Annotated in this window: 22 protein-coding genes; 9 read left to right on the top strand and 13 right to left on the bottom strand. The window is 54.0% G+C overall.

What is annotated here, in order from left to right; all coding sequences use genetic code 11:
- Positions 1 to 6: 6 nt before the first annotated feature.
- A complete protein-coding gene (gene pth / locus AC6I8W_RS12530) occupies positions 7 to 594 on the bottom strand; it encodes an aminoacyl-tRNA hydrolase (protein WP_480364150.1) in 588 nt (195 codons plus the stop codon).
- A 261-nt stretch (positions 595 to 855) separates the two neighbouring features.
- Here pth and ychH point away from each other — a divergent pair, with 261 nt between their 5' ends.
- Complete coding sequence (ychH, locus tag AC6I8W_RS12525) at positions 856 to 1,131, top strand: stress-induced protein YchH (protein ID WP_013509509.1); 276 nt, start codon at positions 856 to 858, stop codon at positions 1,129 to 1,131.
- A gap of 1 nt (position 1,132) precedes the next feature.
- Here ychH and AC6I8W_RS12520 read toward each other — a convergent pair whose 3' ends face one another.
- The 4 genes from AC6I8W_RS12520 to lolB form a co-directional block, all read right to left on the bottom strand.
- A complete protein-coding gene (locus AC6I8W_RS12520) occupies positions 1,133 to 2,302 on the bottom strand; it encodes a GGDEF domain-containing protein (RefSeq protein ID WP_497835272.1) in 1,170 nt (389 codons plus the stop codon).
- A gap of 224 nt (positions 2,303 to 2,526) precedes the next feature.
- Positions 2,527 to 3,474 carry a ribose-phosphate diphosphokinase gene (gene prs / locus AC6I8W_RS12515; protein ID WP_021182910.1) on the bottom strand — a complete coding sequence of 316 codons (948 nt, stop codon included), beginning with the start codon at positions 3,472 to 3,474 and terminating at the stop codon, positions 2,527 to 2,529.
- A gap of 139 nt (positions 3,475 to 3,613) precedes the next feature.
- Entirely contained in the window at positions 3,614 to 4,471 is an 858-nt protein-coding gene (gene ispE, locus AC6I8W_RS12510) for a 4-(cytidine 5'-diphospho)-2-C-methyl-D-erythritol kinase (protein ID WP_497835271.1), read from the bottom strand.
- Positions 4,468 to 5,091, bottom strand: coding sequence for a lipoprotein insertase outer membrane protein LolB (gene lolB, locus AC6I8W_RS12505; protein ID WP_497835270.1), 624 nt, complete (start codon positions 5,089 to 5,091; stop codon positions 4,468 to 4,470). The genes ispE and lolB overlap by 4 nt, the downstream gene beginning before the upstream one ends.
- Positions 5,092 to 5,308: 217 nt before the next feature.
- Here lolB and hemA point away from each other — a divergent pair, with 217 nt between their 5' ends.
- Genes hemA through kdsA form a run of 6 tightly spaced genes read left to right on the top strand, consistent with a single transcriptional unit; the run spans position 5,309 to position 10,611 of the window.
- Complete coding sequence (hemA, locus tag AC6I8W_RS12500; protein WP_497835269.1) at positions 5,309 to 6,565, top strand: glutamyl-tRNA reductase; 1,257 nt, start codon at positions 5,309 to 5,311, stop codon at positions 6,563 to 6,565.
- 35 nt (positions 6,566 to 6,600) lie between these two features.
- Complete coding sequence (prfA, locus tag AC6I8W_RS12495) at positions 6,601 to 7,683, top strand: peptide chain release factor 1 (RefSeq protein ID WP_497835268.1); 1,083 nt, start codon at positions 6,601 to 6,603, stop codon at positions 7,681 to 7,683.
- Positions 7,683 to 8,513 carry a peptide chain release factor N(5)-glutamine methyltransferase gene (prmC, locus tag AC6I8W_RS12490; RefSeq protein WP_497835267.1) on the top strand — a complete coding sequence of 277 codons (831 nt, stop codon included), beginning with the start codon at positions 7,683 to 7,685 and terminating at the stop codon, positions 8,511 to 8,513. Before prfA ends, prmC begins: the two co-directional genes overlap by 1 nt.
- Before the next feature lie 13 nt (positions 8,514 to 8,526).
- Positions 8,527 to 8,925 (top strand): SirB2 family protein, encoded by a 399-nt coding sequence (locus AC6I8W_RS12485; RefSeq protein WP_497835266.1) that lies wholly within the window; start codon positions 8,527 to 8,529, stop codon positions 8,923 to 8,925.
- Entirely contained in the window at positions 8,922 to 9,731 is an 810-nt protein-coding gene (gene sirB1, locus AC6I8W_RS12480) for an invasion regulator SirB1 (protein ID WP_497835265.1), read from the top strand. Before AC6I8W_RS12485 ends, sirB1 begins: the two co-directional genes overlap by 4 nt.
- Before the next feature lie 25 nt (positions 9,732 to 9,756).
- Positions 9,757 to 10,611 (top strand): 3-deoxy-8-phosphooctulonate synthase, encoded by an 855-nt coding sequence (gene kdsA / locus AC6I8W_RS12475; protein ID WP_480364140.1) that lies wholly within the window; start codon positions 9,757 to 9,759, stop codon positions 10,609 to 10,611.
- 117 nt (positions 10,612 to 10,728) lie between these two features.
- Here kdsA and chaA read toward each other — a convergent pair whose 3' ends face one another.
- Positions 10,729 to 11,820 (bottom strand): sodium-potassium/proton antiporter ChaA, encoded by a 1,092-nt coding sequence (gene chaA / locus AC6I8W_RS12470; RefSeq protein ID WP_497835264.1) that lies wholly within the window; start codon positions 11,818 to 11,820, stop codon positions 10,729 to 10,731.
- Between the two features lie 367 nt (positions 11,821 to 12,187).
- Between chaA and chaB the strand changes: the two genes are divergently transcribed.
- Both chaB and AC6I8W_RS12460 read left to right on the top strand, forming a co-directional pair.
- Positions 12,188 to 12,418 carry a putative cation transport regulator ChaB gene (gene chaB / locus AC6I8W_RS12465; protein ID WP_480364138.1) on the top strand — a complete coding sequence of 77 codons (231 nt, stop codon included), beginning with the start codon at positions 12,188 to 12,190 and terminating at the stop codon, positions 12,416 to 12,418.
- 237 nt (positions 12,419 to 12,655) lie between these two features.
- Positions 12,656 to 13,333 carry a gamma-glutamylcyclotransferase gene (locus AC6I8W_RS12460; protein WP_497838181.1) on the top strand — a complete coding sequence of 226 codons (678 nt, stop codon included), beginning with the start codon at positions 12,656 to 12,658 and terminating at the stop codon, positions 13,331 to 13,333.
- On the opposite strand, the gene AC6I8W_RS12455 is transcribed toward AC6I8W_RS12460, so the two are convergent.
- The 7 genes from AC6I8W_RS12455 to icmH form a co-directional block, all read right to left on the bottom strand.
- Positions 13,330 to 14,745, bottom strand: a complete 1,416-nt coding sequence (locus tag AC6I8W_RS12455; RefSeq protein ID WP_497835263.1) for a serine/threonine protein kinase — start codon at positions 14,743 to 14,745, stop codon at positions 13,330 to 13,332. The two genes, AC6I8W_RS12460 and AC6I8W_RS12455, sit on opposite strands and share 4 nt — an antisense overlap.
- A 62-nt stretch (positions 14,746 to 14,807) precedes the next feature.
- Positions 14,808 to 15,758, bottom strand: coding sequence for a hypothetical protein (locus AC6I8W_RS12450; protein WP_497835262.1), 951 nt, complete (start codon positions 15,756 to 15,758; stop codon positions 14,808 to 14,810).
- Positions 15,759 to 15,772: 14 nt separating this feature from the next.
- The gene (locus AC6I8W_RS12445) at positions 15,773 to 16,549 is read right to left on the bottom strand and encodes a PP2C family protein-serine/threonine phosphatase (protein WP_497835261.1); all 777 of its coding nucleotides are present in this window, start codon (positions 16,547 to 16,549) and stop codon (positions 15,773 to 15,775) included.
- Positions 16,546 to 17,664 carry a type VI secretion system-associated FHA domain protein TagH gene (gene tagH, locus AC6I8W_RS12440; RefSeq protein ID WP_497835260.1) on the bottom strand — a complete coding sequence of 373 codons (1,119 nt, stop codon included), beginning with the start codon at positions 17,662 to 17,664 and terminating at the stop codon, positions 16,546 to 16,548. Before tagH ends, AC6I8W_RS12445 begins: the two co-directional genes overlap by 4 nt.
- 35 nt (positions 17,665 to 17,699) lie before the next feature.
- On the bottom strand, positions 17,700 to 18,398 hold the full coding sequence (gene tagF, locus AC6I8W_RS12435; protein ID WP_497835259.1) for a type VI secretion system-associated protein TagF: 699 nt from the start codon (positions 18,396 to 18,398) through the stop codon (positions 17,700 to 17,702).
- Positions 18,399 to 18,411: 13 nt separating this feature from the next.
- On the bottom strand, positions 18,412 to 20,526 hold the full coding sequence (tssM, locus tag AC6I8W_RS12430) for a type VI secretion system membrane subunit TssM (RefSeq protein WP_497835258.1): 2,115 nt from the start codon (positions 20,524 to 20,526) through the stop codon (positions 18,412 to 18,414).
- Positions 20,526 to 21,740 carry a type IVB secretion system protein IcmH/DotU gene (icmH, locus tag AC6I8W_RS12425; protein WP_497835257.1) on the bottom strand — a complete coding sequence of 405 codons (1,215 nt, stop codon included), beginning with the start codon at positions 21,738 to 21,740 and terminating at the stop codon, positions 20,526 to 20,528. The genes tssM and icmH overlap by 1 nt, the downstream gene beginning before the upstream one ends.
- Positions 21,741 to 21,783: the final 43 nt, after the last annotated feature.

Genomic DNA, 21,783 nt, shown 5'->3' with positions numbered 1-21,783 from the left:
TTGGCCTTAACCGGCTTTGAAAGCGTGCAAGCGGTTCATCGCCTTAATTTTATCTTCTTTCAGCCACAGTTCGGTACAGCGCACGGCTTCATCCACGGCATCATCAATCAGTTTCTGCTCACTGGCTGGAGGTTTACCCAGCACAAATCCGGTGACTTTATTGCGGTCACCAGGATGACCAATGCCCACGCGCAAACGGTGAAAATTATTGTTATTGCCCAGTTTGCTGATGATGTCTTTCAGGCCATTGTGACCGCCGTGGCCGCCGCCTTGTTTGAATTTCGCCACACCCGGAGGCAGATCGAGTTCATCGTGCGCCACTAAAATTTCCTCTGGCGCGATGCGATAGAAAGTCGCCATTGCCGCGACCGCCTTACCACTCAGGTTCATAAAGGTGGTGGGAACCAGCAGGCGCACATCTTCACCAGCCAGTGATAATCGGGCGGTGTAGCCAAAGAATTTGGGTTCGTCTTTCAAAGACTGATTGTTGCGATCCGCCAGCAAATCCACATACCAGGCACCTGCGTTGTGGCGCGTCGCGGCATATTCCGCACCGGGATTTGCCAGTCCCACAATCAGTTTAATGCTGCTCACGATGATTATCCTGTCTCAATCACGAAAGGGCGTAGTTTACTGCGTGGCGGGAGAGATGACAAAGGGCGAAGCTCAGGAATAGTGCCGTTATGTGACTTATCATTTTCTATCGAAATCAATCCGATAAGCGGTAAAGTTTCGTCAGAATTGTGAAAGATGTGTGATCCTGTACGCATATTATCCACAGGTCATTGCCTACACTTATGGCTAGTTAACCTTATGTGCTGTTTTTGGCATTGCTAAAAAGGATGGAGGTGAATTATGAAACGTCATCACTCACGCTATATTGGTAACGGCCTGATGTGTCTCGGTTTACTCACCATGGTGCTCGGCGTAGGCTACTCGATTATTAACCAAATTCCTTCGCTAAATCTGCCGCAATTCCTGGCGCATGGCGCAATGTTCAGCATTTTTATTGGTGCGCTGTTGTGGCTGGTGGGTGCACGTGTGAGCGGGCGTGAAAAAGTTGAAGACCGCTATTTTTGGTTACGCCATTACGGCGATAAACGTTGTCGTCGTAACACCCATCACTCATAAGCTACACCAGCGTAGCTTGTTTAAACGGCTGTAACTGCGTCAGATATTGTTCGGTGCGGTTACGGCCACTGGCTTTTGCGCGATATAGCGCCTCATCGGCCAGCGCCAGTAAGGTCGGGAAGTGGAAATCCTCCTGACTGGATGTGGCGTAACCGATACTGACGGTATAGCTGATGTTATCCGGTAGCGAAAGTTGTGTGGCAACGCGAATGCGTTCACATACCATTTGTGCCTGCTCACTGTCGCCGGGAAGAATGGCGGCAAACTCTTCCCCCCCAAGACGGGCAAACTGACCTTCCTCGGGCAATAAGCCCTGGGCTATCTGGCAAAAATCAATCAAAACCCGATCACCCTGCTGGTGGCCGTAGCGGTCATTAATGCTTTTGAAGTGGTCAAGGTCAAATAATACCGCCGTAAAAGGCAACTGCTGACGTATACGGCGCGCGATGATTTTTTCTGCCTGTTCGAATAATGCGCGACGGTTCCACACGCTGGTCAGCGGATCGTGCAGTGATGCCAGCTTGTGGGCGATTTGAGTCCGCTCATTGACCATGGCCAGAATGGTAAACGTCAGGCCAATAACAAATAAAATCGACTCAAGAATAACGTAAACGGAAAAACTGGAACCACCAATTGCGCCATGCACCGGCGTGGCGATGGCGTCATCAAGGAAAATTCTGGCGACATGAAACAGCAGGTGTATCCATAACAACATTTGCGCGGGCCAAAAAGTGACGGTGAGGGTGGCGCGCGCGCGCCATAACAGCTGAATTAATGCCCCAGTGTAAAAGATACACAGTAGGCAAACCACCAGCACGCGTTTCGGCATGCTGAAATAAAATGCCGGGAAAATACACAGAATGGCCCAAAGTAACCCACCTGCCAGCCAACTCAGGCCAAGCGGCTTGTTACAAAACACCTTAAAGGCGTTTAACAGGTTGCCATAGGCCAGCATCATGACCACATTGCCAAGCGCAATCGGCAGGAACTGCAATCCGGCGGCGCGCAGGCTGCTGAGAAAGACCGCCATCAGGGTTAAAATCAGTGTCAGCGTGGTGAAGCCCAGAACGCGATCATACTGCGAGCCGATCCAGGCAAAGACCAGAATGATGCTCAAAAACCCCAGTACATAGAGCTCGCAAACAAAAAGTGTGTAGATGTCGAGAGCCATAGTGGTCGGAGTTCTCAAAAAAAGTGTGGTGAAAAATACCACTAAACCCTGGACGGCTAAAGTCCGGATATCAGTGTTAATTGAAAACAGTGAATGGCAACGAGAATAGCGAATTTTAACGAAAATTATCGCGAAAAAAACAACGTCAGAAGCGGCTTAATCGGTAGCTGGTGCTGCCTTCTGGGTGGGAAATGAAACCGGGCCAGCGGCCCGGTTTTGTTCGATTAATGTTCGAACATGGCTGAAATGGATTCTTCGTTGCTGATACGACGAATCGCTTCGGCCAGCATACCGGACAGTGTCAGGGTACGAACGTTCGGCAGTGATTTCATCTCATCAGACAGCGGGATGGTATCGCAGACAATCACCTGATCGATCACTGACTTACGCAGATTTTCCACCGCGTTGCCGGAGAAAATCGGGTGTGTTGCGTAAGCAAAAACACGCTTCGCGCCACGTTCTTTCAACGCTTCAGCCGCTTTGCACAGCGTACCGCCGGTGTCGATCATATCGTCGACCAGTACACAGTCACGGCCAGCGACGTCACCGATGATGTGCATCACCTGAGAAACGTTCGCACGCGGGCGACGTTTATCGATGATGGCCATATCCGTGTCGTTGAGCAGTTTGGCAATCGCACGGGCGCGCACCACACCACCGATATCCGGCGAAACCACGATCGGGTTCTCCAGACCAATCTGCAACATATCCTCCAGCAGAATCGGGCTACCGAATACGTTGTCTACCGGGACATCAAAGAAGCCCTGGATCTGCTCGGCGTGCAGGTCAACCGTCAAAACACGGTCAACACCTACGCTGGAAAGGAAATCCGCGACTACCTTAGCGGTAATTGGCACGCGCGCAGAGCGCACACGGCGGTCCTGACGGGCATAGCCAAAGTAGGGGATAACGGCAGTAATACGACCAGCAGAAGCCCGACGCAGCGCGTCGACCATCACAACCAGCTCCATCAGATTATCGTTGGTGGGGGCACAGGTGGACTGGATGATGAAAATATCACCACCGCGTACATTTTCGTTAATCTGTACACTCACTTCACCGTCGCTGAAACGACCGACAGCGGCGTCTCCGAGGCTGGTGTAAAGGCGGTTGGCAATACGTTGTGCTAGTTCCGGGGTGGCGTTACCAGCAAATAGCTTCATATCAGGCACGAGAAGAACCTCAGGCTTTGCGTCCAGCGAATGAACGACGCTGCGATAACCGGCGAATACCGCAAAGCGTGTTCAGACAGGTGTGTTGATGCGTCGCGTGCTGTGTCTGGAACAGGGGGTGACACAGTCACGCATACGCTTAAATCCCGGAAAGAGTACGCTGCAACGGCGAGACATTCAGCCCGCGCGCCACAAATCCTCGTATCCATCCCGGGGCAAGCTCCAGCACCTGACGAGCTTCGGATTCGGTGTTAAATTCAGCAAACACACAGGCCCCGGTCCCAGTCAGGCGCGACGGCGCGTATTCTAGCAGCCAGGAAACCAGCTCATCAACCTCACGAAAACGTTTTCTTGCCACAGACTCACAATCATTGTGGAAAGGACGCTGCAAAAGTTCATCAAGTGAACATTTCGGTGAATTGCGCGTCAGTTCGGGATCGCCAAAAATAACCGGGGTCGCGATACTCACGCCAGGATGTGCGACCAGATACCATTTTTCCTCCGGCTCGGCGGGTTGCAACTGTTCACCCACGCCTTCAGCAAAAGCGGCATGACCGTGAACGAAGACCGGAACGTCAGCGCCGAGTCGTACGCCAATCGCTGCCAGCTCATCAACGCTCAGTCCGGTTTGCCACAGATGGTTCAATGCCACCAACACGGTGGCAGCGTCCGATGAGCCACCGCCTAAACCGCCGCCCATCGGCAGACGCTTCTCCAGCGCAATCGACGCGCCCGCCGGCTGCGGCAAGCTGCCGCGTTCCGCAGCCGCGCACATCAGGGCGCGAGCAGCACGAACGATCAGGTTCTGTTCATCCGGTACATCGTCCAGCGGCGTTAACAGACGAATGTCGCCACTGTTATCCGGGGTGATGGTTAGCGTATCGCCGTAATCCAGAAACTGAAACAGGGTTTGTAGATTGTGATAACCGTCGGGACGACGGCCAGTGATGTAGAGAAATAAGTTCAGCTTCGCCGGAGCTGGCCAGGTGGTCATCATTGCACGGTCCAGCTATCCATCCGCAGCTTAATACGCTGTCCACCTTCGGTCAGCTCCAGATTGGCAGGCAGCGGAGGCGTGACCTTGCTGTCATAATCAGAAATGGTCACTTTCCATTGCTGGCCATTGCGGCTGTAGTTCAGGCTTTGTAATTGATACTGATCGTTTAACTGGTAGTCGCTGGCATCACCCGGCAGGCCCATCATCCATTGACGCAGGTTAGCGAGTGGGATATCCATACCGGTGAGCTGTGAAATCATCTTCTCAGCATCATTACTCACGTAGCGTTTTCCCTTGTTATCGACCACCTGCACTACGGAACCTTGCGCATCGAGTTGCAACTCAGTGCTGCCCAGCGGATTGGTCAGCAGCAGGCGATAACGGTCCGCGGCCGTTTGTTGCCAGTTAAAGCGGGCATACACTTTCTGGCGGTCAGAAATGTAAGCGAAGGCACCGCGTGTCTCATAATGGCTGACTTTCGCCACGGCCTGTTGATGTTGTTGCCACTGTGGTGCGGTGGTGCTTGGGCCGGGTCCCTGTGGTTTATTGACGCTACAGGCAGCCAGCAACACGCTGGCAAGGGGCAAAAGGCGCAACAGTTTGCGCGAAGGCATCGGCATCACGTGGTCATCTCCTCAGACACGTTTTTACTTCGTAACCGGTAACGCTAACCATCCGCATCTAAGCCGTCAATGCTGTTGTACGGATTATTGCGCACGATCAGTTTAATCTTATTACAGTCATAGGCTTTGTATGGCTTTTCTTGATCTGTGGCATCTTGTAGAATGCGCTTCACAAAACCCTGACAATAATTGGGATATCCCAACCAGAACCACCATGACGCTGCTCGCTCTCGGAATCAACCATAAAACCGCACCCGTTGCACTGCGCGAACGCGTTTCGTTCACGCCAGATACGCTGGATCAGGCGCTTAACAGCCTGTTGTCCCAGCCTATGGTGCAAAGTGGGGTGGTGCTTTCTACCTGTAATCGCACTGAACTCTACCTGAGCGTAGAGCAACAGGCCGATTTGCAGGAGAAGCTGGTGCGCTGGTTGTGTGACTATCACCAACTGCGTGAAGAGGACGTGCGCAAAAGCCTGTACTGGCACCAGGATAACGCAGCGGTCAGCCATCTGATGCGCGTTGCCAGTGGTCTGGATTCATTGGTATTGGGTGAGCCACAAATCCTCGGCCAGGTGAAAAAAGCCTTTGCCGATTCGCAGCGTGGTCATGCGTTGTCCAGTGAGCTGGAGCGGATGTTCCAGAAAACCTTCTCGGTTGCCAAACGCGTGCGCACGGAAACTGAAATTGGTGCCAGCGCTGTATCCGTGGCATTTGCCGCCTGTTCTCTGGCACGCCAAATCTTTGAATCACTCAGCACGGTTAATGTGTTGCTGGTGGGCGCGGGTGAAACCATTGAATTGGTGGCGCGTCATTTGCGTGAACATCAAGTGAAAAAACTGATGATCGCCAACCGCACGCGTGAGCGCGCACAACTGCTGGCGGATGAAGTCGGTGCTGAGGTGATCGGACTGGCGGATATCGATTCGCGACTGGCCGACGCTGATATTATTATTTCTTCCACTGCCAGCCCGTTACCGATTATCGGCAAAGGGATGGTGGAGCGTGCGTTAAAAGCTCGCCGTAATCAGCCAATGCTGATCGTGGATATTGCCGTACCGCGTGATGTTGAGCCGGAAGTCGGCAAACTCGCTAATGCTTACCTGTACAGCGTGGATGACCTGCAGGCGATTATTGAGCAAAACATGGCGCAGCGTAAAGCCGCTGCGGTGCAGGCTGAAAGCATCGTGGTGCAGGAAAGCGGTGAGTTTATGGCGTGGCTACGCGCGCAAAGCGCGGTCGACACCATTCGTGAGTATCGTTCGCAGGCTGATGACGTCCGTCTTGAATTGCAGGAGCGAGCGCTCGCCGCCTTGCGTCAGGGTGCGGATGCAGAAAAAGTATTGCAGGAGCTGGCACATAAGCTCACCAATCGTTTAATTCACGCTCCAACCAAATCACTACAGCAGGCCGCGCGCGATGGCGACAGCGAACGCCTGCAGATCTTACGTGACAGCCTCGGTCTCGATTAGGCTGTCACGACCTTTTACGGGATACCCTCAATTACATGAAGACCTCTATTGTTGCCAAGCTGGAAGCGCTCCAGGAACGCCACGAAGAAGTGGAAGCGATGCTGGGCGATGCTGGCGTGATCGCCGATCAGGAGCGTTTCCGCGCCCTTTCACGTGAATATGCGCAGCTCTCTGATGTAACCCGCTGCTTCCGCGAATGGCAGCAGGTGCAGGAAGATGTTGAGACGGCGGAGATGCTGCTCGACGATCCTGAAATGCGCGAGATGGCACAGGAAGAACTGAAAACCTCGCGCGAAAAGCGTGAAGTGCTGGAGCAGCAGTTGCAGGTACTGCTGCTGCCGAAAGATCCCGATGATGAGCGCCCCTGCTTTGTCGAAGTCCGTGCGGGCACCGGAGGCGATGAAGCCGCGATTTTTGCTGGCGATCTGTTCCGCATGTATAGCCGTTACGCCGAGGCGCGTCGCTGGCAGGTGGAGATCATCAGCAGCAATGAAGGTGAGCATGGCGGTTATAAAGAAGTCATCGCCCGCGTGACGGGCGAGGGTGCTTATGGGCGTTTCAAGTTTGAATCGGGTGGCCATCGCGTGCAGCGCGTACCGGAAACCGAATCGCAGGGACGTATTCACACCTCGGCTTGCACCGTGGCGGTAATGCCGGAACTGCCGGAAGCCGAGCTGCCGGATATCAACCCCGGCGACCTGAAAATCGACACCTTCCGTTCTTCCGGAGCAGGTGGTCAGCACGTTAACACCACCGATTCCGCCATCCGTATTACTCACCTGCCGACCGGTATTGTGGTTGAGTGTCAGGATGAGCGTTCGCAACATAAAAACAAAGCCAAAGCGCTGGCAGTGTTGGGCGCACGTATTCATGCGGCGGAAATGGCGAAACGTCATGAAGCCGAAGCCTCTACGCGCCGTAATCTGCTGGGCAGTGGTGATCGTTCAGACCGTATCCGTACTTACAACTTCCCGCAGGGGCGCGTCACCGATCACCGCATTAACCTGACCATCTACCGTCTGGATGAGACGATGGAAGGCAAACTTGATAGCCTGATTGAACCCATCGTGCAGGAATATCAGGCCGACCAACTGGCCGCGCTGGCTGGACAGGATTAATGGATATTCGCCATTGGCTGAAGCACGCCGTCGCCACCCTGAGTGGCGGCGACAGTCCCAAGCGCGATGCCGAGATTTTGCTGACATTTGTTACCGGCAAGTCGCGCAGCTGGCTGGTGGCATTTGACGATGCGCTCCTGGAAGAGACTCAGTTGCAACAACTGGATGCGCTGCTGGCGCGACGCGCGCTGGGTGAGCCGATTGCGCATTTGGTCGGTGAGCGTGAGTTCTGGTCGTTACCCTTACGCGTCAGCGACGCAACGTTGATTCCTCGTCCCGACACTGAAGTGCTGGTGGAGCAGGCGCTGGCCCATCTGCCCGCTACTGCGGCCACTATTCTTGACTTAGGCACTGGCACCGGCGCTATTGCGCTGGCGCTCGCCAGCGAACGGCCAGATTGCCAGGTCATCGGATGCGATCGCATCGAAGCGGCTGTCGCGTTAGCGCAGGATAATGCGCAGCGTCTGCACATCACCAATGCGCAGTTTTTTCTTAGCCACTGGTTCGCTGCTCTCCCCACCCAACGCTTTGATCTGATTGCCAGTAACCCACCTTATATTGATGCCGCCGACCACCATTTGCAGCAGGGGGACGTACGCTTTGAGCCGCTGAGTGCGTTGGTAGCAGAGGATGCCGGGTTGGCTGATTTGCGGGTGATTATTACAACAGCACCGACCTGGCTGCTCCCCGGCGGTTGGTTATTGCTGGAACATGGTTGGCAGCAGGGCGAAGCGGTACGTGCTTTGATGACCCAACAGGGTTATCAACAGGTCAACACAGTGAACGACTACGGTGGCAACCCGCGCGTCACACTTGGACAATTTTTCTGATGAAGGAAGCAAGATGGCTAGCTGGTATCCGCTGATTAAACATTTGCATCTGCTCACGGTGCTGATCACCATCAGCCTGTTCCTGGTGCGCTTTTACTGGAAATGCACCGGTTCTGCTCAGCTCGATCGCCGCTGGGTGCGCATTGCCCCACACATCAACGACACGTTTTTGTTGCTGAGCGGCGTGATGCTGGTCGTCATTACCCACTTTTATCCGTTCTCACCACAAGGAAGCTGGCTGACTGAGAAGCTGTTAGGGGTTATTATCTACATCGCCTTAGGTTCCGTGGCCTTGAGTCGTCGCCCGCGAAAGATGAGCACTCGCTGGATTGCCTGTCTGGTAGCGATAGTCGCGTTACTGGTCGTGATTAAGCTGGCGATGACCAAAATGCCGTTATTGGGGATAGTATGACCTCGCCAGAGCAACTCGATTACAGTCAAACACCGTTATGTGAAGCGGTTATTGGTGCCACCTGCGCCATCCGCGAAGATTTTTCTGCTCAATCCGTAGAGCAGCAGCTGGCCGCGTTGGTGGAAGAAGCACGCGCGTATGTCAGCAGTGCCTCCGATGCTGACCTGCAACTGGAGAAGTTGCTGGAACTGTTTTACCGTCAGTGGGGTTTTGGCGGTGCCAGTGGCATCTACAATTTATCCGATGCCTTATGGATCGATAAGGTATTGAAAAGCCGTCAGGGTACTGCCGTTTCCCTTGGTGTGATCCTGTTGCACATTGCTGAAGAGCTGGAGCTGCCGCTGATGCCGGTGATTTTCCCGACACAGATGATTCTGCGGGCGGACTGGCTGGATGGTGAGATGTGGCTGATTAACCCGTTTAATGGTGAAACCCTCGATACCCATACGCTGGAAGTGTGGCTCAAGGGCAATATCAGCCCGACAGCTAAGCTCTATCAGGATGATCTCGATGAAGCGAAAACCGTCAGCGTGATGCGCAAAATGCTCGATACGTTGAAGGCGGCGCTGATGGAAGAGAAAAAGATGGAGCTGGCATTGAATGTTAGCCAGGTGCTATTACAAATCGATCCAGATGACCCCTATGAAATTCGCGATCGTGGTTTGATCTACGCGCAACTGGAGTGTGAACATATCGCTCTCAACGATCTTGCCTACTTCGTTGAACAATGTCCGGAAGACCCGGTTAGCGAAATGATTAAAGTGCAGATCCACGCAATTGAACAAAAACAGGTTACGCTGCACTAAGCGTACCTCAGAAAAAGGAAAGGGCATGACACAGAAAGTAGTCAGTATTGGTGATATCAAGGTTGCAAACGATCTGCCATTTGTTCTGTTTGGCGGCATGAACGTGCTGGAATCGCGCGACCTCGCCATGCGCATCTGCGAACATTACGTAACCGTGACCGACAAACTCGGTATCCCCTACGTGTTCAAAGCCTCTTTTGATAAAGCCAACCGTTCTTCCATCCACTCGTACCGTGGTCCGGGTCTGGAAGAGGGGATGAAGATTTTCCAGGAGCTGAAACAAGCGTTTGGCGTGAAAATCATTACTGACGTCCACGAAGCGGCGCAGGCACAGCCTGTGGCTGATGTGGTTGACGTGATTCAGCTGCCGGCATTCCTTGCCCGCCAGACCGACCTGGTGGAAGCGATGGCGAAAACTGGCGCGGTAATTAACGTGAAAAAACCGCAGTTCGTCAGTCCTGGCCAGATGGGCAACATTGTCGATAAATTCGCCGAAGGCGGTAACGACAAAGTGATCCTGTGTGACCGTGGCAGCAACTTTGGTTACGACAACCTGGTAGTCGATATGCTGGGCTTTAATGTGATGAAGAAAGTCACCAACAACAGCCCGGTGATTTTTGACGTGACCCATGCCTTGCAAACCCGTGACCCGTTTGGTGCGGCCTCTGGTGGTCGTCGCGCGCAGGTGGGTGAACTGGCGCGTGCTGGTATGGCGGTTGGTATTGCTGGCCTGTTTATTGAAGCACACCCGGAGCCAAACAGCGCGAAATGTGATGGCCCGTCTGCACTGCCGCTCGATAAACTGGAGCCGTTCCTGGTGCAGATGAAAGCGATTGATGATCTGGTGAAAAGCTTCCCGGAACTGGACACCAGCAATTAATTTGCTGGCTGGTAAAAAAAGGCGTCGAAAGACGCCTTTTTTATTGGCTTACCATCCCGTAGCGGCGCGATTTATCGCGCGTTGTTTTCAGTCAAAGGTGCGTGATGTGTCAGGCCGCTACAGCATAATCGTCATCAGATAGCCGACAAATAATGCCAGGTGTGCTGCGCCATTCAGTACATTGGTGCGTCCGGTAGAAAACGAAATATGGCACAGGATCAGCACGGCACTCATGACCACCATATGCGGCGGTTCCAGACCAAAAACCAGCTGCTGACCGGTCAGTGTGGCAATAATGGTCACCGCAGGTACGGTCAGGGAAATGGTGGCCAGCACTGAACCGAAAAACAGGTTCATGGCGCGTTGCACCTGGTTCATCAGCACCGCTTTAATGGCCCCCAATCCCTCTGGCGACAGGATCAGCAGCGCCACGAGGAAACCGGTGAACTGCTGTGGTGCGTTCAATTCAGTTAACAGATGCTCCAGGGTGTTGGCATTCATCTTCGTCACGCTAATCACCGCAATCAGGTGTACGAGCAGCCAGACGGTGTGCCACAGAGAACTGTGCGCCGAAGGTTTGCCGTGGTGTGGATCGCCATCATCACTTTCGTCCTCATGCTCGTAGACAAACAGGTTTTGATGCGTCTTGGTCTGAATCAGGAGAAATACGCCGTACATTGCCGCAGAAATCGCGGCGATCAGCAGCGCCTGTGCGGTAGAAAAATTGCCGCCCGGTAATGCATTCGGGAAGACCAGCACCAGGATCGCCAGCGGGAAGATGGCGATCAGGTACTGCTTCACCCCCACCAGGTTGACGTACTGAGTCGCGAACTTGCGTCCACCCAGTAGCAGGGCAAATCCCACTAATCCGGCGGTGACGATCATAATGATTGAATAAAGGGTGTCACGCATCAGCGCAGGTGCCGCGTCCCCGGTTGCCATCAGTGCCGATATCAGGCTGACCTCAAGAATCACTACTGACAGGCTTAAGATCAGAGAACCATAGGGTTCGCCCAGCCGGTGTGCCAGTACGTCAGCGTGGCGGACCACGCTAAATGCACTACTCAGAATAGCCACCAGGGCCAGCAAATTAATGCCAATCACCGGTAACAGGCTGGTTTGTGCACCAAAAAAACTCAGTACCCCTAAAGCGATGATGGGGAAAATCAGGGAATACTCAGTGTGTCGGGTTTTCTCATGTGCAGACATTCACCATCCTCTCCGGAAAAAAGAATAAAATCAGGCAGTCAGTACCTGATAAATATACTTACTTTTACAGCGTTGCGCAGTGTAACTTTTCATCACGTCGGGTGCCCGATTTTTACGATTTTTTACTTTCATCGAAAAGTCAGGTGTTATTTCTGAAAGTCATATTTATCGAGATAGAGGTCATAAATTTCAGTGTATTAATTGTTGTCTGGAAAAATTTAATACGCTGAATAATGTCATTTTCCAAATGTGTTACTTCTTATAATAAAGCATATAACCACTAAATCGATTAAGTCGGATAAAAGTGGTAATTTGCGTTTTTGACTATCTGTTCCAGACTTAATGCGTGGTTAGAAAAGGAGGATTTATGCCTTATTCATCAACACGTGAATTGCCTGATAGTGTACGCCACGTGCTACCCGCGCATGCGCAAACCATCTACCAGAAAGCGTTTAACAGCGCCTGGGACGAATACCGTGATGAGGACGATCGTCACGGTGATGATTCGCGCGAAAAAGTTGCCCACAAGGTTGCCTGGGCTGCGGTGAAAAAAAACTATCAGAAAGGCGACGATAACAAGTGGCATCCTAAACACTGATTTATGCGGGCTGATGCGGCCCGCTTCACACTTCCCATCTCACCCCGTCAAGTTTCATGCCAGGCAGCCGATGCTATTTACAGGCAATTTACCCTTTGTGATCGGCATCAACCTTGAAAAAATTGTGACAAATGCATTAATGTCTTCTGATAAGGCGCTGCAATCGGTGCCGTCGTCATGAAATCAGTTTCAGAGGAGCCAAACCGACAGGATGTCAGGGCAGTTGAGGAGGTTGCGTTGCTAACACGGGAATTCTTATTAAAAGCGGATTGCAAAACGTCATTCGGTGATATCGAAGATACGCTGCTGTGGAGCTGTGAACAGCGTGCGGCCTCACTCGCCGCCACACTCGCCTGCCGACCTGACCAAAGTCCAGTGTGGATCTTCGGTTACGGCTCGTTGATGTGGAACCCGGTTTTTGAAGCCGAAGAAGTCTCTTCCGGGCACCTTGATGGTTGGCATCGAGCTTTTTGCCTGCGACTGATTGCCGGTCGTGGCACTGCGACACATCCTGGCCGTATGCTGGCGTTAAAAGAGGGCGGTAGCACCAGTGGCCTGGCGTTTCGCTTGCCGGAAGCGCGTCTGCATGAAGAACTGGAATTGTTGTGGAAGCGTGAAATGATCACCGGATGTTATCTGCCCACCTGGTGCGAGTTGAAGCTGGACGATGGCCGCAGCGTATCGGCACTGGTGTTTATCATGGACCCGCGTCATCCGCTGTTCGAAGCCGACTCTTGTCCGGGCACCATCGCGCCATTGATTGCTCAGGCCAGCGGTCCGCTGGGGACCAACGCGCAATATCTGTTTTCGTTGGAGCAGGAGCTGGCAAAACGCGGTATGCAGGAAGAGGGGTTGACGGTTCTGGCTACTCAGGTCAGGGCGCTGCAACAATGCACAGCGCGCGTATCCTCTTAATTAGCGAAATTAAGCAGCCAGGTACCAGGTGTATCAATCGTCAGTGACTGACTGTGAACCTGGCTACCATTATGCACTTCAATACGATACTGACCTGCCGCCAGATTCAATGACGTAAAGCCGTTGCTGGCGGGTTTCACATCCTGCGGCTTACCATTCAGCACAACATTTTCCCCACTTTGCAATCGCAAATACAGGGTAGCGAGCATGGGAGCACTGCTCGTGGGTTTGCTGACATCAGCTGCCGCTGCTGGCACATTGGATACGGTTAACCCAGATTCCGCAGTGGGATGATTGACCTTCCATACCGCAACGATCACCGCCAGGATGGCTACTGCGGCGACGGCCAGCAGACCGGGCGATAAACGGCGAACATTACGCGGAGTGACCGGATCGATCGCTGTGGCAGCATGATTCACTGCCATCACCTGGGGCTCGGGAACGTTGATCGGCACTTCTGCTTCCATCGGTGGATCGCTCACCATAGTGAAACCGGTGACCAGCGCTTCCACATCACTCACCGGTAAATCGATCAGGCTGGCAAACGCATCAATGGTTTGTGGGCGATCGCCTGGCTTCATCGCCAGCGCACAGTCAATCGCATGCAGCAATGGCAACGAATACCCCGCGGGTTTACGTTCTACCAGTGGCTGATAATTGTCTTCTATGCAGCGCACCACCGAAACCGGCGGGGCATAACCGGTAATCAGGTTGTGCAACACCGCGCCCAGGGCATAGATATCTGTCCACGGGCCTTGCTCGCCTTCGCCTTCTTCGCTGTATTGCTCGATCGGCGCAAAGCCGGGTTTCAGCATGATTTCAGTTTCATCGGAGAGGTTGCCAATCTCCTTACGCGCCGAACCGAAATCGAGCAGCACCGGCAGCTGATTTTCCTGAATCTGGATGTTATCCAGCGAGATATCACGATGCAGATACCCCGACTGATGAATGGTATTGATGGCGCCAAACAGCGGTGGTAACAGGCGGCGTATCCAGGCCTCATCAATGCTTTCCGGGCTGGTTACCTGCCACTCTTTGAGCGTCATCCCGCTGTAATAGAGCGTGCCCATATAGGCGGTGCCGTTCTCTTCCCAAAAACGCAGGACGTGCAGCAGGCCAGGATGATTAAAACGTGCCAGCAGGCGGGCTTCCTGGATAAAGCTATTACGACCGGCATTGAACAGTTTTTGGAAACGTTCGCCACGCAGCTCCAGTGACAGGTCAGCGGCGCGCAAAGCCAACGACACCGGCATGTATTCCTTAATGGCGATAGTCCGTTCCAGCTGATGATCCCAGGCACGGTAAACGATGCCAAAACCGCCACCGCCAATCACATCCTTGATCTCGAACTCATTGAACCGGTAGCCCGCAGGCAGGGCATTGGGTATTTTTAGATTATCGTTTGCCGACATAGTGAACTCTCTGAACACGTCCTGTAGCCGGCCCGGGGAATGATACGGGCAACGGCCACTCGTTAATTAATGTTACGCCAGGCACCGATAGCGGGATCTGCGAGATCCGCGTGCAGGGTGTCAATCAGTAACACAGTCACTTTTTGCTGTGGCATAAACTGTGGCAACCAGATGCCACGTAAGGTTTCAACCCGCTTTTTAACCGCATCGGTATCTTCTCCAGCGGTCTTGTCCATTTTGATCAGCAGCGTACCGGTAAAACGCCAGAGGTGTTGTTGTGCATCAAAGGGTAGCACCAGCCAGCTGTTGTCAGCATCCGGGCGCGTCACAATCATCCTTTGGTTATTGACGGCCACCACCTGCAACGATGAACCGCTCATATTGAGATTGGCGATCGGGTAACCCTGGTAAAAATTGACCGCCAGCTTGCGTGGCTGAACGTTGCTCAATTGCGTCAGCTCGCTTCTGCCTTCCAGCCAGCCTTCAGACGAACAATGTTGTTGTGTCATTTCAGGGATAAACAGCGATGCGCCTTTATCATCCCACCAGGTGCGGAAATGGCAGCCGCCGGGTAAAGCGAATTGTTGCAGTGGGCTGCTGTCTGCCGGGCGTGATAAATCGAGGGGAGCAGCATTACCGGTACTGGCATTGGCGGTGGCATCGTTGAGCACAATCGGCCGCCAGTTCTGCAATTTAGTGGCGCTGCCGTTAGCCAGCACGCTGCCATCTTTATCCGTCATCTGCCAGGGGATAACGTCCAGCGTGCCACACTGGTTAGCCAGCAAGGTGCCGACGCGCGGCAAAAAGCTGGTCAGCACGCTGGAGTCGGTGCCTTTGCCGGAGACAATACGCAGCGGCAGCGTCTCTTTACACCAGTCGTTTGGGGCGTTACTTGCCACGTCATCGATATACACTTCCAGCGAAAGACTCGGGGAGTAGACCACCCGATAATCTTCAGCTTGTGCATTCAGGGCCAGCAGCAGCGATGCTAAGCCCGGCAACCACAATTTCATATGAATCCTTGGAGTCAATAACGTGACGGCAGAAAACGTGCCGCATCAGCCTGGGAATAAAGCAGCGTCGCTTCTTGTGGCTCACCAATCCAGATCGCCAGAGCACTCAGATTGTCGCTTTTAACGCTGCGGTTAACGGCTTGTTCCATCAATGTCAGCCACTCTTCGCAGGCATTCACCATGCGCAGGGCCTGTTCCATTTCATCGGTGGTCAGGTTGAGCCAAAATCCGTCGGTACAGACCAGAAACGCATCGCCATCCTCCAACGTAATAACCTCGCTAAAAGTGGCCGGACGCGCCGGTTCTACGCCGAGCGCATTATAGAGTAAATTACTGTTAATGCCGGTATTTTCATAGCCAGCTTCGCGCAACTGCTGGGCCAGGCTATGATCGCGTGTTACCTGATTGAGCGAGCCATGGCGAAAGTGATAAACCCGGCTGTCACCGGCATGCGCCCACCATGCCCGTTGTTTTTCCCGGTCGATAAACAGCGCGGCCAGCGTGGTACTCATCCTGGAAAAATTCGGATTCTTTCCCTGCTCCTCCAGCAGCACACGCTGGCAAAATTTGATCGCCTCAGCGGTTACCGCAGGTGTGAAGTCATCATGTTGTTGTACCGCGTCGAGTAAGGTGTCACGCACCAGTTGTGCGGCCCGGTCACCGCCCGGCAGACCCGCTACGCCGTCACACACCACAAAACAGGCTTTGTGGTCATCCAGTTGTGCGCCGGTACGATCCTGGTTTTCATCGCGCATACCTTGCTGGCAGCGGCTGGCAAACATCATCTTCATGTGTCTTCCGTCCGCGTTTGTGAATCTTTGTATTGGTTGACTTCCATATCGTAAGCGTGCAAAAAGGCTTCGCCGAACAGGGTATGAAAATCATCCTCAATCTCGCCAGCGGTGCGTTGATAATGACGGGAAAAATGGTCCCATAACGCAGCCTTGCGGGTATTTGCAAACGGCATTTTCGGCATGACGCCATCTTGCCGTGCCTGGTCTTCCAGACGCTGTGGATTGAATGATTGCAGCATCGCCGCAATGATGGCGCGAATACCGGCGATCATCCCTAATTGATGGGCCTGTAAATCCACCAACGCATCCCGGACAGCCGTTTCTGGCGGCATAAAGCCCGGCATCTGGCTCTGATACATTTGCATCAGCACTGTTTTGCCGGAAGGAAGAATCTTGAAGGGATTATTGGCCTCGTTGAGGATCATCGTCATATCGGCTTTGACGCCGCGTTTCAGAATCGATCGTGAGGAGAGCAGCGCGACGGTACCCTGCGAGAACAGACTGAGCATACGGCCGGTAATGCGCATCTGTTCTTCATTCATTGGGGTTTGATGGCCGTTGTTCAGCCCCATTCCCTCCAGCAAGGCAACAATCAGCTTATCCTGGTCCGTACCGGGTAGCACCGTTGGCAGGGCAGGGGAATCCCCTTGGGGATCGATCGCCAGTCGCGCATCATTATGACGTTCAGGGCGAGGTGCAGCAGGCTCAGGCATGGCATGCGCGATGCTTTCCAGCATGCCCAGTGGATCGCTTTCTGCCGGGGAAAAGAACGCGAGCGGATCATCTTTTTGTGTCGCCGCGCGTGCCGGATCGTGGACCTCTAACCCATATTCCCCAATGGTTAATGCATCACCATGCTGCAACGATGCCTGCGCACCGCGCGGCAACGGCACACCATTTAACACTACCGAAGTGACGCTACCCTGATTGGTCAGGCGGCATTCGCCATCCGACGACAAGTGTACCAGTGCCTGCAGACGAGAAATGGCCCGCGATTCATCCGGCAGCACCAGATCATTATCCTGGCTGCGACCGATGGTGCCGCCCGGTGGTTTAAAGGCCACCGTTTTTGCTGGCACATCGGTATTGCACTGCACAATGGTAAATTCCATGAGTTTTCCCGTTTACAAAGGGCAAACGTCGCGGTCTATTCGAACATCGGCGGATAGAGACCGTTACGTCCCGGCTGCGCACCTGACGCCGGGTTAAACAATAACGCAAAAAGTTGCGCGGTGAGCGGGCCACTGTGTTTATGCGTGGCGTGTGCAAAGCCGTCACTGCGGTTACTCCACCAGTAGCTAATATGCTCGTGGGGGTCAAAATGGTCAGCCACTTCACGCCAGCTCAACGAACTGGGCAGGTCGGCAAAACCAATCACATCCATGATGTCTGTTCGACGCTTGTCTGGCACCAGCAACGGTGTAATCAGTTGTATTGCCTGTTCCAGTTGGTCCGCGCTCTGCGTATCCCGCACTGCGCGCAACAACGTCATGCCCAGTTCCTGGAACCAGTCGCCCGACAGCGACAGCTGCGCAGGATGCCACTGGCTAAGTGGGAAGCTGCGCAACGCCAGCAGCGGCCAGGCGCGTCCAACGCGATCACAGGAGGGCAGCAGGCAGCCCATCTGCACCTGCGGACGCAGGGGTGAAATCGGCAACACAAAATTCCACACTGGCGCGGCCAGAAAGTGTTGCGTCGTGGCATCCTCCTGCTGATGCCAATGCAGCAAACCCTGCTGAAACCAGTGACTCCACGAGGTGACGCTATGCTCACTGAGTCGCTGGCGCAGGAAGTCACCGGTTGTCGGCAACTTCCCGTACCAGCCAGGGGCGGTATGTGTCGCCATCGTTACCTCACCATTACTCACGGTGTCCGGTCAATCGCTGTGCAGCGCTTAACGGTGCGAGGGTCAGCGTATTGCCGTTCTGACCGGCATTTTTCAGATTTTCCGCAAGCTTACGCATCATCAGCGCGTTGTCGCGGGCATAGGGCGAAGACTGAATCTGCTGATCCAACAATTGGCTGAGATGCCAGTCCAACTGCTGTAAATCACGTGCGCTGACGTTATCAGGCAGGGTACGTTGCAGATTTTGCATCAGCCAGCCACGCAAAAACTCGCCGTCATAATTGCGCGGTTGATACAACATCTGATAGGCCCGGAGCGCATTGCGACTGTATTCATTATCGGTGCCCGGGTCGTCGCGCAGCAGATTGGTGATTTGCTGGGCCACGCGCGGCAGCAACAAAGACTTCAGGGCATTTTGATAAAGCACCCATGCCGCATCGCTCACCTGATTACCGCGATACAAGCCAACACGCATGGTAAGCGGAGGATTATCGAGAGAAAAACGATCAGAAAGCGGCAACTTCACCAGGTTATTTAAGAAGGGTAGCAGATCAAAAATATTATCCGCAGGCTGATGGATAACCTGCTGGCTCTGCTGGGTGATCGGTGCGATACGAGCGTTAACCTGGTCAAGGTAGCGTTGATTCTGGAAATAGCTGGCAAGCCACAGGCAGGAGATCAATAACAACGCCCCGGTGAGTGCACCATAGCCAATCCAGTGAAATAACCGGTTGCGGTGCTCCCAGTGGCGGTTGCTCCCCGCCAGCCCGCTTTCAATAAACACCAGATCGTTCAGCAGATTGCGGATAAAAAAGCTTTGCCCGCGCGTGCCGGGGATGGGACTGCTGCGATTGACACTGTCCCAGGCGGCAATGGTGTGCTGACCCGCCTGTGGCAGTTGAAGTTTACGGTTTAGCTCACCCATGATGCGGTCAAAAGGTAAGCCTTCCTGCGTGCCGCTGGTGAAAAACAGACCGCGTGCTGACCAGGCAACCGTATCCTGATGACCCGAAAACACCACATCAAGGTATTCGTTCAGCAACGGGCGCAGCGAGCTGAATTCCTGGGGAAAGAGGAAACTATCAGCGCGTTGGGTCAGATCACGATCCCGCGCCATGACGTCGGCTAACTGCTGATGCAGGCGCTGCTCCAGCCGGTGATACTGCTGGCTGAAGCTACGATGCCAGTCATCCTTATAGGGTTTGCCTGGCTCCCACGGAAAGGTGAACCCCCAGATAGCATCGCGTTGCTGTTTATTCAGGCTGCCATAAAAACTCATAAAACCTTTCAGCAGATCGGTTTTGGTCACCATGACGTAAACCGGGAAGTGAATACCGGTTTGCTGGTGCAATTCCACCATGCGCTGGCGTAACGCGCTGGCCTGTGCGTGGCGAGCTTCGGCCGAGTCGGTCAGCAGATCAGCGACACTGATGGTCATGATCACGCCATTGATGGGTTGCCGGGTGCGGTAGCGTTTCAGTAACTGGATAAAGTTATGCCATTCACTGGCATCGCGCGCCCGTTGGCTCTCCTGCAATGCGTAACGACCGGCGGTATCAATCAGCACTGCGCTGTCCGTAAACCACCAGTCACAATGGCGTGTGCCGCCAACGCCCCGCACAGCGGCATTGCCCAGGCTGTCGGTCAGCGGAAACTCCAGTCCGGCATTCAATAACGCCGTGGTTTTACCGGCACCAGGCGCACCAATAATCACATACCAGGGTAACTGGTAGAGATAGTGGCTCTGAAAGCGGGCCAGCCAGCCTTGTCGCTGGCGTCGGCCAAAGGGGGTGCGTTTCAGGCGTTGCGCCGCTTCACTGAATCGTTGCGTCAGCAGCGTCTCGGTCATCTGGCGATCGGACAGCTCCTCACTGCTGACTTGCTGTAGCCGGGTCAATAATTTGCTGTTAAACCACGCGCGCCAGATAGCAGGAATAAACTGGAACAGCACCCAACAGAAATAGAGAATGCCCACCACCAGCTGTCGTGGTAATAACGGTTCGAGCGGGCGAGTATCGCCCCAACTCCACAGTGGACCCAGTATCCAGAGTACGCAACTCAGTGCGGTGATGCCGATAAAGCTCCACAACAGGCGGTGTGTCAAAAAATGCTGAAGTGATGCGCGCATCACTGGCCTCCCTGGTGATTGCTAAGGGTTTCCGGTGCGGCAAACAAGGTGATTTCCACCCGGCGATTGCGGGCGCGATTTTCATTACTGTCATTAGGCAACAGCGGATTGCTATCGCCACGACCTTCGGCCTTCACGCTGTGTCCCTCTGCCAACTGCGGATTGAGTAATTGCGCGATGGCGCGGGCGCGGGCAAAGGAAAATTCATAGCTGGAGACAAAACGGCCATCGACCGGGCTGTTATCGGTATAGACCGACACCAGCACTGTGCCTTTCACTGTTTTCATCGCGCTGGCAACGTGCGCCAGCAGGGCACGTCCGACCTGGTTGACCACGGTGCCATCGGCGGCAAACAACTTATCGGCGGGGATGATCACTTTACTGCCGAAGGCACCATCGCTCACTTCAAGCTGTCCTGCGGCGATGACATCGTTCAGGCGCTGATGCAGGTCGAGCAGGGCCTGCGGTGACGTCGGACGACGCCCTGGCGTAATCTGCGGCAAAGGGGTTTGATAGATGGCTCGTAGCAGCGGTTCTGCTGCATTGCCAAGACGCCAGTTCAGGCCGCTGTAAATCAGACAGGCGACTAATGCCGCCAGCGTGACACAGGCCCAGAGTGGCACCATAGGGCGTGACAGGCTGCTCACCAGCGGATGCACTTCAACCAGTTGCGGCGGCTCAGCGCTCAGCGCTGGTCGGTTTTCCGCAATCAGGTGTGCAAGGCGTTTACGAATAATTTCACACTGAGCCTGACCATTTTCGCTGCCGCGATAGCGTCCTTCATAGCCCAACAGCAGGCAGTAGTGAATCACTTCCAGCAACCAAAAATGTTGCTGGGGATTTTGCGAAATGCGCGACAACAACTGGAACACTTTTTCTCCGCCCCAGCTTTCGTTGTGAAAAGTGACCAGCATACCGTTACCCGACCAGACACCACGCGTTCCCCATGGGGTTTGTGCCGCCGCTTCATCTAACAAGCTGCACAGGCAATAGCGGGCGCCAATGATCATCTCAAAGGGTAAGCCGGACATTTTACAGCGTTGTTCAAACTGACGAACTTCATCGATCAACAGCTGACGCAACCCCGCGGGGTCGTCATGTGTAGCGGCCTGCCGAATCTGAACGACGGCATTGAGGATAGGGGCTGCGGCAGTCAATAACAGGTTATCATTGCCCGCGACGGTAACGTCTCGAGCCAGGGCTTCCTGAGTCATTAAATCTCGTTCTTCGAGCCAATAGTGGAACCCTCTGCCCGCA

The sequence above is a fragment of the Pantoea sp. X-Soil-TKNS-1211 genome, from assembly GCF_059730495.1.
This window is presented reverse-complemented; position numbering and strand designations above follow the sequence as displayed.

Coding starts and splice junctions, on each gene's coding strand:
- kdsA (WP_480364140.1), top strand. CDS start 9,757: ATGACACAGAAAGTAGTCAGTATTGGTGATATCAAGGTTGCAAACGAT.
- AC6I8W_RS12485 (WP_497835266.1), top strand. CDS start 8,527: ATGGCTAGCTGGTATCCGCTGATTAAACATTTGCATCTGCTCACGGTG.
- chaB (WP_480364138.1), top strand. CDS start 12,188: ATGCCTTATTCATCAACACGTGAATTGCCTGATAGTGTACGCCACGTG.
- sirB1 (WP_497835265.1), top strand. CDS start 8,922: ATGACCTCGCCAGAGCAACTCGATTACAGTCAAACACCGTTATGTGAA.
- ispE (WP_497835271.1), bottom strand. CDS start 4,471: ATGATGACCACCTGGCCAGCTCCGGCGAAGCTGAACTTATTTCTCTAC.
- AC6I8W_RS12455 (WP_497835263.1), bottom strand. CDS start 14,745: ATGTCGGCAAACGATAATCTAAAAATACCCAATGCCCTGCCTGCGGGC.
- tssM (WP_497835258.1), bottom strand. CDS start 20,526: ATGCGCGCATCACTTCAGCATTTTTTGACACACCGCCTGTTGTGGAGC.
- prmC (WP_497835267.1), top strand. CDS start 7,683: ATGGATATTCGCCATTGGCTGAAGCACGCCGTCGCCACCCTGAGTGGC.
- tagH (WP_497835260.1), bottom strand. CDS start 17,664: ATGGAATTTACCATTGTGCAGTGCAATACCGATGTGCCAGCAAAAACG.
- lolB (WP_497835270.1), bottom strand. CDS start 5,091: ATGCCGATGCCTTCGCGCAAACTGTTGCGCCTTTTGCCCCTTGCCAGC.
- prfA (WP_497835268.1), top strand. CDS start 6,601: ATGAAGACCTCTATTGTTGCCAAGCTGGAAGCGCTCCAGGAACGCCAC.
- ychH (WP_013509509.1), top strand. CDS start 856: ATGAAACGTCATCACTCACGCTATATTGGTAACGGCCTGATGTGTCTC.
- hemA (WP_497835269.1), top strand. CDS start 5,309: ATGACGCTGCTCGCTCTCGGAATCAACCATAAAACCGCACCCGTTGCA.
- chaA (WP_497835264.1), bottom strand. CDS start 11,820: ATGTCTGCACATGAGAAAACCCGACACACTGAGTATTCCCTGATTTTC.
- tagF (WP_497835259.1), bottom strand. CDS start 18,398: ATGGCGACACATACCGCCCCTGGCTGGTACGGGAAGTTGCCGACAACC.
- AC6I8W_RS12445 (WP_497835261.1), bottom strand. CDS start 16,549: ATGAAGATGATGTTTGCCAGCCGCTGCCAGCAAGGTATGCGCGATGAA.
- AC6I8W_RS12450 (WP_497835262.1), bottom strand. CDS start 15,758: ATGAAATTGTGGTTGCCGGGCTTAGCATCGCTGCTGCTGGCCCTGAAT.
- AC6I8W_RS12520 (WP_497835272.1), bottom strand. CDS start 2,302: ATGGCTCTCGACATCTACACACTTTTTGTTTGCGAGCTCTATGTACTG.
- icmH (WP_497835257.1), bottom strand. CDS start 21,740: ATGACTCAGGAAGCCCTGGCTCGAGACGTTACCGTCGCGGGCAATGAT.